This is a genomic window from Methylophilus aquaticus (assembly GCF_030769565.1).
GTDB classification, from domain to species: domain Bacteria; phylum Pseudomonadota; class Gammaproteobacteria; order Burkholderiales; family Methylophilaceae; genus Methylophilus; species Methylophilus aquaticus.
Window position 1 is genome coordinate 60,177 of sequence record NZ_JAVCAP010000014.1, and the last position, 14,245, is coordinate 74,421.

Here is a 14,245-nt window from a genome sequence, read left to right on the forward strand (position 1 = left end):
GTACACCCTTGAGTGAGAAGCCGAATCAGGCTATAATGCTGCAATTCTGAAACGGGAAGAGTCCAAAAAGCTTTTCCCGTTTTGCACATCTACTCGCCGCAGCTTGATTAACGTTTTTCGTCTGTTAGGGTGGGGTATCTGACGGATGTGTTTCGTATCAAACTTAAGGAGCTAAAGGTGTCAAAAACAATTCCAGCGATTCTTGTGTTAGCAGATGGAACTGTTTTTAAGGGCATTAGCATTGGCGCTTCCGGTCATACTGTCGGTGAGGTGGTGTTTAACACTTCTATCACTGGTTATCAGGAAATTCTTACTGATCCTTCGTATACCGAACAAATCGTGACACTGACCTATCCGCACATTGGTAACTATGGTACCAATAGTGAAGATGTCGAGTCAGGCAAGGTCTATGCTGCGGGTCTGATTATTCGTGACCTGCCCTTATTGGAAAGCAATTTCCGCAGTGAACAAAATCTCTCTGATTATCTTAAAGCCAATAATGTAGTGGCGATAGCCGATATCGATACCCGAAAATTAACCCGTATTCTGCGCGAAAAAGGTGCACAGGCCGGTTGTATCATGGCCGGCGAGGCTGTGGATGAAGCGCAGGCGTTAGCGTTGTCTCATAGTTTCCCCGGGCTGGCCGGCATGGACTTGGCCAAGGTTGTGAGCTGTACTGAGCCTTATGCGTTTGCCGAAGGCGAATGGCAATTGGGTAAAGGTTTTGGCAAAACAACCACTTCACAGTTTCATGTGGTGGCGTTTGACTATGGCGTGAAACGTAATATTCTGCGCATGCTGGTTTCTCGCGGTTGTAAAGTCACGGTATTGCCTGCACAGGCGACGGCAGAACAAGCATTGGCTTACAAGCCTGACGGTATTTTCCTGTCCAATGGCCCTGGTGATCCCGAGCCATGCGATTACGCGATCTCAGCCATTAAAACACTGGTTGATACCGGAATTCCTACCTTTGGTATTTGCCTCGGTCACCAGTTGCTGGCGCTGGCTAGCGGTGCCAAAACGCTGAAGATGAAGTTCGGCCATCACGGTGCCAACCATCCGGTACAGGATGTCGAAAGCAAGCGTGTGTATATTACCAGTCAGAACCATGGCTTTGCCGCCGACCCTGCCACCTTGCCTGCCAATGTCAAAATTACGCATGTGTCATTGTTTGATGGCAGCCTGCAAGGGATTGCACGTACGGACAAACCGGCCTTTAGCTTCCAGGGTCACCCTGAAGCCAGCCCTGGCCCGCAAGAAATGAGCGTGTTATTCGACCGCTTTATCCAGTTAATGCAAGAAAGAAAGTCCATCTAATGGCAAAAAGAACCGACATTAAAAGTATTCTGATTATTGGTGCAGGTCCGATTGTCATTGGTCAAGCCTGCGAGTTTGACTATTCCGGCGCGCAAGCTTGCAAGGCCTTGCGTGAAGAAGGCTATCGCGTAATTCTGGTCAACTCCAATCCGGCCACCATCATGACGGATCCGGAAATGGCAGATGCGACATATATTGAGCCGATCACCTGGCAAATTGTCGAAAAAATCATTGAAAAAGAGCGCCCGGATGCATTGCTGCCGACCATGGGTGGCCAGACTGCCCTGAATTGTGCGCTGGATCTGGACAAGCATGGTGTGCTGAATAAGTACAAGGTTGAACTGATCGGTGCCTCCAAAGAGGCGATTGATAAAGCGGAAGATCGGCAGAAGTTTAAAGAGGCGATGACTAAAATCGGCCTGGGTTCTGCGCGTTCTGCGATTGCACATAGCCTGGAAGAGGCATTGCAGGTACAAGCCAACATTGGTTATCCGGCGATTATCCGCCCTTCATTTACCATGGGCGGCAGTGGCGGCGGCATTGCCTACAACCGTGAAGAGTTTGTCGCCATTTGCGAGCGTGGTCTGGATGCGTCTCCGACCAATGAATTATTGATTGAAGAATCCCTGCTCGGTTGGAAAGAGTACGAGATGGAAGTGGTACGCGACAAGGCGGACAACTGCATCATTATCTGCTCCATTGAAAACCTGGATCCGATGGGCGTGCACACCGGTGACAGCATCACGGTAGCGCCTGCGCAAACCTTGAGCGATAAAGAGTACCAGATTATGCGTAACGCCTCATTGGCGGTATTGCGCGAAATCGGCGTGGATACAGGTGGTTCCAACGTGCAGTTTGCTATCAATCCTGATGATGGGCGCATGATTGTGATTGAGATGAACCCGCGTGTGTCTCGGTCGTCTGCGCTGGCTTCCAAAGCCACTGGCTTCCCGATTGCCAAAGTAGCGGCCAAACTGGCCGTAGGGTTTACCCTGGACGAGTTGCGCAATGAAATTACCGGTGGTCAAACCCCGGCATCATTTGAGCCTTCTATTGACTACGTGGTTACCAAGGTGCCGCGTTTTGCGTTTGAAAAATTCCCGCAGGCCGATAGTCGTTTGACGACGCAGATGAAGTCTGTCGGTGAAGTGATGGCCATGGGTCGCAGTTTCCAGGAATCCTTCCAGAAAGCCTTGCGCGGTCTGGAAGTGGGCTTCGATGGGCTGGACTCCATTACCGAGGATAAAGACCGTATCGTCAAGGAAATGGGCGAGCCCGGTCCCGAGCGTATCTGGTATGTAGCGGATGCCTTCCGTCTGGGCATGTCAGTCAATGAAGTGTTTGATATCACTAAAATTGATCGCTGGTTCCTGGTGCAGATTGAAGAAATTATCAAGCTGGAGCAATCCTTAATTGGCAAGCATATTGCTGATTTAAGCAAAGAAACAGTCTTCAGGCTGAAGCGCAAAGGGTTCTCTGACCGCCGTTTGGCCAAGTTGCTGGATACTGATCAGCATGCTGTGCGTGCCTTCCGTCAGGCCTTGGGTATCCGTCCGGTATACAAGCGTGTGGATACCTGCGCAGCGGAGTTTGCCACCAATACCGCTTACATGTACTCCACTTATGAAGAAGAGTGCGAGTCTAACCCAACGAACAATAAAAAAATCATGGTGCTTGGCGGCGGCCCCAACCGTATCGGCCAAGGCATCGAGTTTGATTATTGCTGCGTGCATGCGGCATTTGCCATGCGTGAAGATGGTTACGAAACCATCATGGTGAACTGTAACCCGGAGACGGTTTCTACCGATTACGATACCTCTGACCGTTTGTATTTTGAGCCAGTGACACTGGAAGATGTGCTGGAAATCGTGAATATCGAAAAACCGGTCGGTGTGATTGTGCAATACGGTGGTCAAACCCCGCTTAAACTGGCGCGTGACCTGGAAAAAGCTGGCGTGCCGATTATTGGTACCACGCCAGATGCGATTGACCGTGCCGAAGACCGCGAACGCTTCCAGCAGATGCTGCATACATTGAATTTGAAGCAGCCACCTAACCGTACAGCCCGTGCGCCGGAAGAGGCGATTCGTCTGGCCATGGAAATTGGCTATCCACTGGTGGTGCGTCCTTCGTATGTGCTGGGTGGGCGTGCGATGGAAATCGTGCACGAGCAAAGCCAGCTCGAGCGCTACATGCGTGAAGCAGTGAAAGTCTCTAACGAGTCTCCAGTGTTGCTGGATCGCTTCCTGAACGATGCGATTGAGGTCGACGTGGATGCGTTGAGTGATGGTGAAGATGTGCTGATTGGCGGCATTATGCAGCACGTGGAGCAGGCCGGTGTGCACTCCGGCGACTCGGCTTGTTCATTGCCACCTTACAGTTTGAGCAGTGAATTGCAAGATGAATTGCGCAGGCAAACGGTACAAATGGCTAAGGCCCTCGGCGTAAAAGGCCTGATGAACGTTCAGTTTGCAGTGCAAAATTCTGGTCAGGGCGAGGTGGTGTATGTACTGGAAGTGAATCCGCGCGCATCTCGCACGGTGCCGTTCGTCTCCAAAGCCTGTGGTTTGCAGCTGGCTAAAATTGCGGCACGTTGCATGGCCGGCCAGTCCCTGAAGTCACAAGGGGTGACCAAAGAAGTGATTCCACCTTATTACTCGGTCAAAGAGGCGGTATTCCCGTTCATCAAATTCCCAGGTGTGGATACCATTCTTGGCCCGGAAATGAAATCGACCGGTGAAGTGATGGGGGTTGGTGCTACATTTGCAGAGGCCTTCGTCAAATCACAACTGGGTGCTTCTGTGAAAATGCCGACGGGTGGCAGGGCTTTTATCAGTGTGCGTAATGAAGACCATGCCAAAGTCATCGATATTGCCAAAGATCTGGTGGATCTGGGCTTTACACTGGTGGCTACCAAGGGCACTGCGCGTGCCCTGGCAGCGAGCGGTTTGTCTGTCACGCCGGTGAATAAGGTCGCTGAAGGTCGCCCGCATATTGTTGACATGATCAAGAACAATGAGATCAGTTTGATTGTCAATGTGACAGAGGACAAAAAAGCGATTACCGATTCGTATGAGATTCGTCGCAGTGCCTTGCAAAACAAGGTGACTTATTACACAACACTGGCCGGTGCACGCGCCGCCTGCATTGGAATGGCGCAAAGTAAGGACATGGATGTTTACTCAGTGCAAGACTTGCACAAACGTCTTGCTTAACTTACACTAGTCAGCAATTGATATTGAAATAAGCCACGCTCAACCGGGTGTGGTTTATTTTTTTTATACTTACTTTTTTGAAGGTTTTAGTTATGGCAGTCAATCAAATTCCTGTCACCGTACGTGGTGCAGAATTGCTGAAAGAAGAGTTGCAGCGTTTGCGCGCTGTGGATCGTCCGAATATTATTCAGGCGATTGCCGAAGCGCGAGCGCAGGGCGATTTGTCAGAGAATGCAGAATACGAGTCTGCTAAAGAGCGCCAGAGCTTTATTGAAGGCCGTATTTCCGAAGTTGAAGCCAAGTTATCCAATTTGCAGGTGATCGACCCCACCAATCTGAATGCCGAGGGACGTGTGGTATTCGGTGCAACAGTGCGCTTTGAAGACTTGGATTCAGGGGATGCCAAAACTTATCAAATTGTGGGTGAGGATGAGGCTGATATCAAAAACGGTAAAATTTCAGTGAGTTCACCGATCGCACGTGGGTTGATTGGCAAATCCGAGGGCGAGGTAGCCGAGGTGCAGTCCCCTGGTGGTGTTAAAGAATACGAAATTATTGAAGTGCTTTATATTTAAAGGGCATCGAGATGGCACGCAACAGTGGTTTTTCCGGTCTGATTACGCCAGTTGCCATCACTCTTTGGGTCGGCGCACTGTGGATGACAGCGATAACAGCCAGTGTGCTATTCCGAACCCTCCCGGATCGCCAGTTGGCTGGTCTGGTGGCTGGCAAGCTGTTTACTATTGTCAGTATTATTGGAATGGTGTGCGGCCTGTGGTTGCTGTTGCAGCGTTTGGCTGCAGATGGATTGTCTGCGTTTAAACAAAGTTTGTTCTGGGTGCTGCTGGTCATGTGGGTGCTGGTGCTGGTCGGCGAATTCGGTATTCAGCCCCTGCTGGCACAACTGAAAGCAAGCGCCTTGCCCAATGATGTCATGCAAAGCGTGTTTGCCAACCGATTCAGGACCTGGCATGGTGTGGCCAGTATTGCCTATCTGCTTGAATGCCTGCTGGGCTTGTGGCTAGTCATTAAATACAGTTAACGACTGTGTTACAGAAACTTAAGCATAACGCGCAGCCATTATGTACTGCGCGTTTATTGATTTTACAAGCTTCAATTTAAAGCTTGAGAACTTGAAAGCGTATTAACTCTAAAGCTTTGGGATAATGATTTTTGCTGAAGCCTTCACTGTTTCACTTGCACGGTAAAATACTAACTGCTTGCCAATATGATGCACAGCCAGTGCATTGGATTTTTCTGCAATTTCATTCAGCAAGGCTTTGCGGGCGTCACGGTCATCCCCGGCCACCTGTACTTTAATCAGCTCGTGTGCATTCAGGTTGAGGTCGATTTCTTTAAGTACAGCTTCTGTTAATCCATTATTGCCTATCATGACCACAGGATTTAAATTGTGGGCAAGGCCCCGTAAATAAGCGATTTGTTTAGTATTAAATTGCATGAGTAAGTCATTTCTGTTGAATAAACAACATTTTAACATGAAGGCAGCTTGCTTCTGTACATACAAATCACTCAGCCAGAAAAGGCGTGATAAAAAATTATGAAACCCTCGAAAACCAGCAAAGCGTGGATGCAAGAGCATCTGAATGACCCTTATGTCAAAATGGCGCAGAAGGATGGTTATCGCGCGCGCGCGGCCTACAAATTGTTGGAAATTGATGATAAGGACAAGCTGATTAAACCTGGAATGACCGTCATTGATTTAGGATCTACGCCGGGAAGCTGGTCACAGGTGGTTGCGCAGCGTCTGAAAGGTCAGGGGCGAATTATTGCACTGGATATTTTAGATATGCATCCTATTTCTGGCGTCGAGTTTATTTGTGGTGATTTCCGTGAAGAATTAGTACTGAAACAGTTAGAAGCTTCTTTGAATCAAAAACTGGTGGATCTAGTGATTTCTGACATGGCTCCGAATATGAGTGGCTTGAAAGATGTCGATCAGGCTGGTGCAACTTACCTCACGGAACTCGCCCTGGATTTTTGTCAGCAATGGCTGAAACCGGGCGGCCACTTTCTGGTCAAAGTATTTATTGGCAGCGGATTTGATGAAATTGTGAAGCAAATGCGCGGCCAGTTTGAAAAGGTTGTTACACGCAAGCCTAAAGCATCACGTGATCGCAGTAGTGAAGTCTATCTGCTGGGCATGCATCGCAAACCATAAACTGAGGCTTTAAAGGGCGTCATATCGGGTCGCACAAGTTTATTTTTGGGTATACAATGCATTAAGGGCTTGAAATAATCCGCTTTGGCGCCATTATCATTTATAGGGATTAACCCCTGCCAGTGTTTATTAGTTAAGGAAACACCTTGAACAATCTATTGAAAAATATCGCGATTTGGGTAGCCATTGCCTTGTTGCTGATGACGGTATTTAATCAGTTTAACGGCCCCGCAAGAAGTAGCGGGCAGGTCGTGTACTCCCAGTTCATGCAGGATGTGAAAGATGGGCGTATTGCCAAAGTGCAAATCGATGGGCGTACTTTGCATGCCACTACCAATGAAGGCAAGAGCTACGACTCGTTCTCTCCATCAGACCCATGGCTGGTGTCCGATTTATTGAAGAATAATGTGATCGTCGAAGCCAAGCCAGAAGAGCATGAGTCTGTGCTCATGAGTATTTTCGTGTCATGGTTCCCGATGGTTTTGTTGATTGGTGTCTGGATTTTTTTCATGCGCCAGATGCAAGGCGGTGGCAAGGGCGGTGGTCCTTTCTCTTTCGGCAAGAGCAAGGCTCGCCAGCTGGATGAGTCCAACAACAGCACTACTTTTGCTGATGTGGCCGGTTGTGACGAAGCCAAAGAAGAAGTTTCCGAGTTGGTTGAATTTTTAAAAGATCCAAGCAAATTCCAGAAACTGGGTGGTCGTATCCCGCGTGGCGTGCTGATGGTGGGCCCACCAGGGACAGGTAAAACATTGCTGGCACGTGCGATTGCCGGTGAAGCCAAAGTGCCATTCTTTAGCATCTCTGGTTCTGATTTTGTCGAGATGTTTGTAGGTGTAGGCGCTGCACGTGTGCGTGACATGTTTGAAACTGCCAAGAAAAATGCGCCATGCATTATCTTTATCGACGAGATTGATGCGGTGGGTCGTCATCGTGGTGCTGGTACTGGTGGCGGTAACGACGAGCGTGAGCAGACATTAAACCAGATGCTGGTGGAGATGGATGGTTTTGAGGCCAACTCAGGTGTGATTGTGATTGCAGCGACTAACCGTGCCGATGTATTGGACAAGGCTTTATTGCGTCCTGGACGTTTTGACCGTCAGGTCATGGTTGGTTTGCCAGATATTAAAGGCCGTGAGCAAATTTTGAATGTACACATGCGCAAGGTCCCTATTAATCCTGACGTGAAAGCGGACATTTTGGCACGCGGTACACCTGGGTTTAGCGGTGCGGATTTGGCTAACCTGGTCAATGAAGCGGCATTGTTCGCAGCACGTCGTAATAAGCGTACTGTGGATATGGAAGACTTTGAGGATGCCAAAGACAAGATATTCATGGGTCCGGAGCGCAAGTCTATGGTGATGCGTGAGGAAGAGCGCTTGAATACTGCTTACCACGAGTCTGGACATGCGGTGGTTGCCAAGTTGCTGCCCAAGGCTGATCCGGTACACAAGGTGACCATCATGCCACGTGGCTGGGCGTTGGGCTTGACCTGGCAGTTGCCTGAGCATGACCGTATCAGCAACTACAAGGACAAAATGTTGCAGGATATCTCCATTCTGTTCGGTGGCCGCATTGCAGAAGAAATCTTCATGAACCAGATGTCTACTGGTGCTTCAAACGACTTTGAGCGTGCTACCAAACTTGCACGTGATATGGTGACCAAGTTTGGGATGTCTGACAGTTTGGGTACCATGGTCTATGCCGGTAGTGAGCAGGATTCCTGGATGGGTAACATGTCTTCCCGTACCGTGTCCGAAGCCACGCAACAAAAAGTGGATGCAGAAATTCGCCGTATCCTCGATGAGCAGTATGCGCTTGCGCGCAAACTGCTTGAGGATAATCGTGACAAGGTGGAGGCCATGACCAAGGCATTGATGGAAATGGAAACCATTGATGCGGATCAGATCAACGACATCATGGCTGGTTTACCAGTGCGCGCACCCAAACCGAAAAACGGACCGACTGTTTCAACCGGTGGTGGCAGTGGCAGCGGGACGGTGATTAATCCTGCACCGCAACCTACCGCAAAAAATGATGAAGCCGATTTAGAGTAGAAATTCGGTTAAAATAACGAGGCTGGCTTGTGCCAGCCTTTGTTTTTTTGTTGAAACCGATAACGCTATGCAACTGCACTGTGCCAATTTCACACTGGATTTGTCTACCCCCAAGGTAATGGGGATTGTCAATGTCACGCCTGATTCATTTTCTGATGGGGGCAAGTTTGCACGCACAGATGCGGCCATTGCGCAGGCTATGCAATTAATCGATGAAGGGGCTTCAGTCCTGGATATCGGCGGTGAGTCTACGCGTCCCAATGCGACGCCTGTGCCAGAGGACGAAGAGTTGCTTCGTGTGATTCCTGTGATTGAGGCATTGGTTGCACGCCAGATTCCAGTGCCTATTTCAATTGATACCTATAAGCCTGGCGTGATGCGCGCAGCCATTGCAGCAGGTGCGAGCATCGTCAATGATGTACGCGGCCTGCAAGAGCCCGGTGCCCTTGAAGCTGTCGCTGGCAGTGACGCAGGGGTTTGTATTATGCACATGCAAGGCACACCGCAGACCATGCAGGAGAATCCACATTATGAGGATGTGGTGGCTGAAGTAAAAGCCTTTCTAAGCCAGCAACGTGATGCTTGTCTCGCAGCAGGCATCAGTCAGGAGCGCATCATGCTTGATCCAGGCTTTGGATTTGGCAAAACACGTATACACAATATTACGCTGGCAAAATCACTTGCCGAACTGCTGGCTTTGGGTTGCCCCTTATTGGTTGGCCTGTCCCGCAAATCTGTGCTTGGACAAATGACTGGTCATGATGTCGATGCCCGTTTGCATGCCAGTGTTGCCGCAGCAGTGGTGAGTGCCATGCAGGGGGCGCATTTACTGCGCGTACACGATGTAAAAGCCACCGTTGAGGCACTCAAGGTCGTGGCCGCTTTAAAATAAGCCGCATAGCATAACAAGCAATACAAAATAACAAGTAACGCAGTGTAAGGAACAGAGCGATGAGTAAACAATACTTTGGCACCGATGGTATTCGTGGCCGCGTGGGCGAATCCGTCATTACGCCTGAGTTTATAATGAAACTGGGCTATGCCGCCGGACACGTATTGGCCAATCACGAACATCTGCCAAATGGCCAGCGTCCGACAGTGCTGATTGGTAAAGACACCCGTATTTCAGGCTACATGCTTGAAGCTTCACTGGAGGCTGGCTTGTCTGCTGCAGGTGTGGATGTGTTGCTGACGGGCCCCATGCCTACGCCAGCTGTGGCGTATTTAACGCGTGCCTTGCGTGCACAGGCTGGCATAGTGATCTCGGCTTCACATAATCCGTATTACGATAACGGCATCAAGTTTTTCTCGGCGCAGGGCACCAAATTGCCAGACGAACTGGAGTTTGCAATTGAGGCTGAGCTGGCCAAACCAATGCAGGTCATGGCATCCGCGCAATTGGGCAAAGCTAAACGAGTGGACGATGCAGCCGGTCGATATATCGAGTTTTGCAAAAGTACTTTTCCTAATCATCTCGATTTGCGTGGCCTTAAAATTGTACTCGACTGTGCCCATGGCGCCACCTACCATGTCGCGCCTGATGTGTTCCACGAGTTGGGCGCGGATGTCATCGCCATCGGCAACCAGCCTGATGGTTTGAATATTAATGAAAAGGTCGGTTCTACGCATCCCGAGGCCTTACAGGCGGCTGTGGTCGCACAGCAGGCCGATCTCGGCATCGCATTTGATGGCGATGGTGACCGTGTGATGATGGTGGATAGCGCAGGAAACTTGCTTGATGGTGACCAACTGCTCTATATCATCGCCATGGGGCTATATGCCCGAGGTAAACTCAAAGGAGGCGTTGCGGGTACCTTGATGACCAACCTGGCGCTTGAGCATGCTTTGCAAAAACACCAGATTCCATTTGCACGTGCCAATGTAGGTGACCGCTATGTGCTTGAACTGCTGCAAGCCAAAAACTGGAAACTGGGCGGTGAAAACTCCGGCCATATCCTGACACTGGACAAGCATACCAGTGGCGATGCCATTATTGCAGCCTTGCAAGTGCTGCATGCTTTAAGGGACAGTGGCAACACCTTGCAGACCTTGGGCGACGAACTGCGCCTGTACCCGCAAGTGCTGATTAACGTCACCACCAAACAGAAACTCGATCTCAATCAGCAAAGCGTCCAAGCAGCCATCAAGCAGGCTGAACAAGTGCTGAATGGGCAGGGCAGGGTGTTGTTGCGCGCTTCAGGCACCGAACCCAAAATTCGCGTGATGATCGAAGGCATGGATAAATCACTGGTGCAAGCACAGGCAGAACAACTGGCCGAAGTTATCAGACAACTGGCTGCCTGACCTAACAAGGGCAAGCATGGATGCTTTCAGTCACGCCCTGTGACGCTTAGATTGTTTGGCTTTCGCAAATACTCCCAATTCGCTGCACTGATGGTCTCCATGCTTAATCTTATTGCATTTGGTGCCTTGCTGTTACTCCAGATGCTACAAGGCGACTTTCGCCTCGGCAACCCTGCGTTGACAACTTTAACCAGCGAGATTTACCCGGCGCATACCATAGGCCACAGGTTGCCGTCATCATTGTTTTACTGACGTATTGCGCCAGACAAAACAGGCGTGCGAATCGCCAGTAAAAAGCGGGCATGGCTGCCCACTTTGCTTATCAGGCGGCCAACTGACCCTGATAAACCGTGAGATGCGGGAATGGAATTTCAATGCCCTGTTGATCAAATGCGTTTTTAATGCGTTTCAAATACTCGCGCTTGATGGTCCATTGTTCCAGAGGACGCACTTTGTAACGGCAACGAATCACTACCGCTGAATCACCCAGCTGATCTACCCCGGCCATTTCCAATTGGTCTAATATCTTGTGTTCGAAATCAGGGTCTGCATAGAGCGCTGCACCCACTGCCTGCATGATCTGCATAACTTGTGCAATATTTTCCTTGTAGGCCACCCCGATATCCATCACCGCAAATGCAAAATCTCTGGACTTGTTGGTCACCGTGGTGATCTGGCCATTGGGGACGTAATGCACATTGCCGTCATAGTCCCGCATTTTAATGTAGCGTAATGTAATTTCTTCGACCAGTCCGGCTTTGTCGGCAATTTCGACCACATCATCTTTGCGAATCTGGTTTTCCAGTAACAGAAAAAAACCGTTGAAATAATCCTTGACCAAACTTTGCGCACCAAAGCCCACTGCCAGACCAACCACCCCGGCGGCGGCTAGAACAGGGGCAATCGAGATGCCAAGTTCATGTAATATCTCAACCACTGTAATCGCCATGATCACAGTCGTGACAATATAACGCAAGACCATGCTCAGGGTGTTTAAGCGTTTGGTCTCTTCCAAATCGTCTAAAGTGCGTGTATTCAGATGGTCACGCAGACGCATGATCACTTTTTTGGTCAGGCGGTTGAGAAAGTAAGCCACCCCCACAATCAGAAAAATGCGAAACAGCGTTTTAATCAGTGCCAGCATTTCTGACGGATTTTCAATGCCAAGATCATGTAACCAGTACAAATTCATACACACTCCTTTATTATTTATTTAAATAGATAACCAGTAAGCGGTCAGCGCTGGAACCTCGAGCATTGTTTGCTCGGTAGAGATTGCCAGACCACTGATCAGTTCAGTGATCAGTGGATGTTTAAACCGGTGTTTTTGCCTGAGCGACTGCAGCGGTACAGATTGCGGTGTGGTATCAAAATTGGCAATCACTATAATGTGGTCATGCATGCCTTGAGATGCCTCACGGCTAAAGGCAATCAAGTGTGGGTTTTCAAGGGCTAACAGACTGCGGTTATTAAGGTCGGCAAAAGCGGATATTTCTTTACGTGTTACGATCAGGCGCTGAATACGGCTGAATATGCGTTGTTCGACCGTGCCCTTTTGCAAACGCTTGTCCATCATGGCCCAGTCCAGTCTGGGGCGGTGGACCCAGCGGTTATCATGCATTTTTGATGAATCCAGCAAATAGGCATCATCATTCAATGTCCCAACGGCATCACCATAGTAGAGCAAAGGCATGCCACCAAAGGCCATGATCAAGTTATGCAGCAAGATAATGGTGTCTATGGCATTTTCAATCGCTGTTTCATCTTGTTTTTGTAAGGCAGTTTCCAGACCCGCCAGTGACGCCAGTGCACCTGAGATCCGAGCATCGCCTGTCTTTTTATTCACGCCAAATGCAAAGCCTTTTGCATTGGAATCAGGATAGCTGCCGGTGTAATAGTCAACCAGAAAGCAGCGGTGTGCTACCGGATCAAAGCCGGCGGCAATAATTGATTCGTCACTAAATCCCAGCCCGATATCATCGTGACAACGCACATAATTCAGCCAGGTGGCACGTTCCAGTTTTTCCGGTAAAGCTTCTATCCCCTTAAACAGCAATCCGGTTTGTTTGGTGGCCACCGCATCCCACAGCAAGGCCATCAAAGTCGCGTTATAGGCGATTTCGCACTCTTTGGCATTCACTGCATCTTCACCAAAGTATTTGATGATTTCGGTAGGCGCTACAATTGCTTCAGCAATAAACAACACGCCTGGGGCTGATACCTGACAGCAATCTTTCAGTAACTGCAAAATCAGGTGTGCCTCACGTTCATTCTGACAAGTACTGCCGATCTTTTTCCACAAAAAGGCGACGGCATCCAGCCGTAAAATATCTACGCCTTTGTTGGCCCAGAACAAAATGACGTCGAGAATTTCAATCAATACCGCCGGATTGCTGTAATTCAAATCCCACTGGTAATGATTAAACACCGTCATCACCCATTTTTGCGTCTCGGCGTTAAACGTGAAACTGCCCGGCGCCTGTTCAGGGAACACTTCTGGCATGGCACTTTCATAAATATCCGGCAAACGACGGTCAGGAAACATATAGTAATAATCCTGATAGGTGGCTTCGCCTTGTTTTGCCTTGATTGCCCATGCATGCTCATCAGACGTATGGTTTACCACCACATCCAGCGCGAGTAACATTTCACGTTGCTGCATTTCTGTAATCAATTGATCCAGATCTTGTTGTGTTCCGTAACGCGTATCAATTTTCTTGTAATCACGGACTGCATAGCCGCCATCGTTATTCTCAGTTGGGCAATCACACACAGGCATGATATGCACCATATTTACGCCCAGTTCTTGCAGGTAAGGCAGTTTTTGCTGCATATTTGCCAGCGTGCCGGCAAAGCCATCACAGTACAATGCCATGCCTACCCATTTTTGATGCATAAACCAGTTATGGTCTTGTTCACGCTGCAGATCTTTTTGTTTTAAATGCGCTGCCCGGTTGCCATATTGTTGCGCCAGCAACGTCACCAGTCGCGTCAGTTGTGGTTTAAAGTCATCGCGCTGGCCATACAGGTGATAAAACAGCGAGTAAATGGCATAAAAATTTGCACCCAGCCGGGTATAAAAATACTGCCAGTCTTTTTCCTGACTGCCCGGTTTCAGGCGCAGCAGGATCTTGTTTAGCATCGCGTGTGAGATTTGTTCATACATACAGCGT

The 14,245-nt window shown here is 49.3% G+C and carries 11 protein-coding genes; 8 read left to right on the forward strand and 3 right to left on the reverse strand.

What is annotated here, in order from left to right; translation table 11 throughout:
• Positions 1 to 177: 177 nt before the first annotated feature.
• From carA to Q9291_RS06820, 4 genes are all read left to right on the forward strand, one after another.
• Positions 178 to 1,317 (forward strand): glutamine-hydrolyzing carbamoyl-phosphate synthase small subunit, encoded by a 1,140-nt coding sequence (gene carA / locus Q9291_RS06805; RefSeq protein WP_306389279.1) that lies wholly within the window; start codon positions 178 to 180, stop codon positions 1,315 to 1,317.
• On the forward strand, positions 1,317 to 4,532 hold the full coding sequence (gene carB, locus Q9291_RS06810) for a carbamoyl-phosphate synthase large subunit (protein WP_306389280.1): 3,216 nt from the start codon (positions 1,317 to 1,319) through the stop codon (positions 4,530 to 4,532). The genes carA and carB overlap by 1 nt, the downstream gene beginning before the upstream one ends.
• Before the next feature lie 92 nt (positions 4,533 to 4,624).
• On the forward strand, positions 4,625 to 5,107 hold the full coding sequence (gene greA, locus Q9291_RS06815; RefSeq protein ID WP_306389281.1) for a transcription elongation factor GreA: 483 nt from the start codon (positions 4,625 to 4,627) through the stop codon (positions 5,105 to 5,107).
• A gap of 11 nt (positions 5,108 to 5,118) precedes the next feature.
• On the forward strand, positions 5,119 to 5,574 hold the full coding sequence (locus Q9291_RS06820) for a DUF4149 domain-containing protein (protein WP_306389282.1): 456 nt from the start codon (positions 5,119 to 5,121) through the stop codon (positions 5,572 to 5,574).
• A 108-nt stretch (positions 5,575 to 5,682) separates the two neighbouring features.
• Here the strand turns inward: Q9291_RS06820 and yhbY are convergent, their stop codons facing one another.
• Entirely contained in the window at positions 5,683 to 5,991 is a 309-nt protein-coding gene (gene yhbY / locus Q9291_RS06825; protein WP_306389283.1) for a ribosome assembly RNA-binding protein YhbY, read from the reverse strand.
• 99 nt (positions 5,992 to 6,090) lie between these two features.
• Between yhbY and rlmE the strand changes: the two genes are divergently transcribed.
• The 4 genes from rlmE to glmM all read left to right on the forward strand — a co-directional run bounded on the left by rlmE (position 6,091) and on the right by glmM (position 11,072).
• Positions 6,091 to 6,711 (forward strand): 23S rRNA (uridine(2552)-2'-O)-methyltransferase RlmE, encoded by a 621-nt coding sequence (rlmE, locus tag Q9291_RS06830; RefSeq protein WP_306389284.1) that lies wholly within the window; start codon positions 6,091 to 6,093, stop codon positions 6,709 to 6,711.
• Between the two features lie 146 nt (positions 6,712 to 6,857).
• Complete coding sequence (gene ftsH / locus Q9291_RS06835) at positions 6,858 to 8,768, forward strand: ATP-dependent zinc metalloprotease FtsH (RefSeq protein ID WP_306389285.1); 1,911 nt, start codon at positions 6,858 to 6,860, stop codon at positions 8,766 to 8,768.
• A 67-nt stretch (positions 8,769 to 8,835) separates the two neighbouring features.
• The gene (gene folP / locus Q9291_RS06840; RefSeq protein WP_306389286.1) at positions 8,836 to 9,660 is read left to right on the forward strand and encodes a dihydropteroate synthase; all 825 of its coding nucleotides are present in this window, start codon (positions 8,836 to 8,838) and stop codon (positions 9,658 to 9,660) included.
• 59 nt (positions 9,661 to 9,719) lie between these two features.
• The gene (gene glmM, locus Q9291_RS06845) at positions 9,720 to 11,072 is read left to right on the forward strand and encodes a phosphoglucosamine mutase (protein WP_306389287.1); all 1,353 of its coding nucleotides are present in this window, start codon (positions 9,720 to 9,722) and stop codon (positions 11,070 to 11,072) included.
• A 322-nt stretch (positions 11,073 to 11,394) separates the two neighbouring features.
• Here glmM and Q9291_RS06850 read toward each other — a convergent pair whose 3' ends face one another.
• Together Q9291_RS06850 and Q9291_RS06855 are read right to left on the reverse strand one after the other, a co-directional pair.
• Positions 11,395 to 12,264 carry a mechanosensitive ion channel family protein gene (locus Q9291_RS06850; protein ID WP_306389288.1) on the reverse strand — a complete coding sequence of 290 codons (870 nt, stop codon included), beginning with the start codon at positions 12,262 to 12,264 and terminating at the stop codon, positions 11,395 to 11,397.
• A 21-nt stretch (positions 12,265 to 12,285) separates the two neighbouring features.
• Positions 12,286 to 14,238, reverse strand: coding sequence for an amylosucrase (locus tag Q9291_RS06855; RefSeq protein ID WP_306389289.1), 1,953 nt, complete (start codon positions 14,236 to 14,238; stop codon positions 12,286 to 12,288).
• Positions 14,239 to 14,245: the final 7 nt, after the last annotated feature.

Bases quoted from the DNA above. Each gene is read 5' to 3' on its own strand.
- carB (WP_306389280.1), top strand. From the start codon at position 1,317: ATGGCAAAAAGAACCGACATTAAAAGTATTCTGATTATTGGTGCAGGT.
- greA (WP_306389281.1), top strand. From the start codon at position 4,625: ATGGCAGTCAATCAAATTCCTGTCACCGTACGTGGTGCAGAATTGCTG.
- Q9291_RS06820 (WP_306389282.1), top strand. From the start codon at position 5,119: ATGGCACGCAACAGTGGTTTTTCCGGTCTGATTACGCCAGTTGCCATC.
- yhbY (WP_306389283.1), bottom strand. From the start codon at position 5,991: ATGCAATTTAATACTAAACAAATCGCTTATTTACGGGGCCTTGCCCAC.
- rlmE (WP_306389284.1), top strand. From the start codon at position 6,091: ATGAAACCCTCGAAAACCAGCAAAGCGTGGATGCAAGAGCATCTGAAT.
- folP (WP_306389286.1), top strand. From the start codon at position 8,836: ATGCAACTGCACTGTGCCAATTTCACACTGGATTTGTCTACCCCCAAG.
- glmM (WP_306389287.1), top strand. From the start codon at position 9,720: ATGAGTAAACAATACTTTGGCACCGATGGTATTCGTGGCCGCGTGGGC.
- Q9291_RS06850 (WP_306389288.1), bottom strand. From the start codon at position 12,264: ATGAATTTGTACTGGTTACATGATCTTGGCATTGAAAATCCGTCAGAA.
- Q9291_RS06855 (WP_306389289.1), bottom strand. From the start codon at position 14,238: ATGTATGAACAAATCTCACACGCGATGCTAAACAAGATCCTGCTGCGC.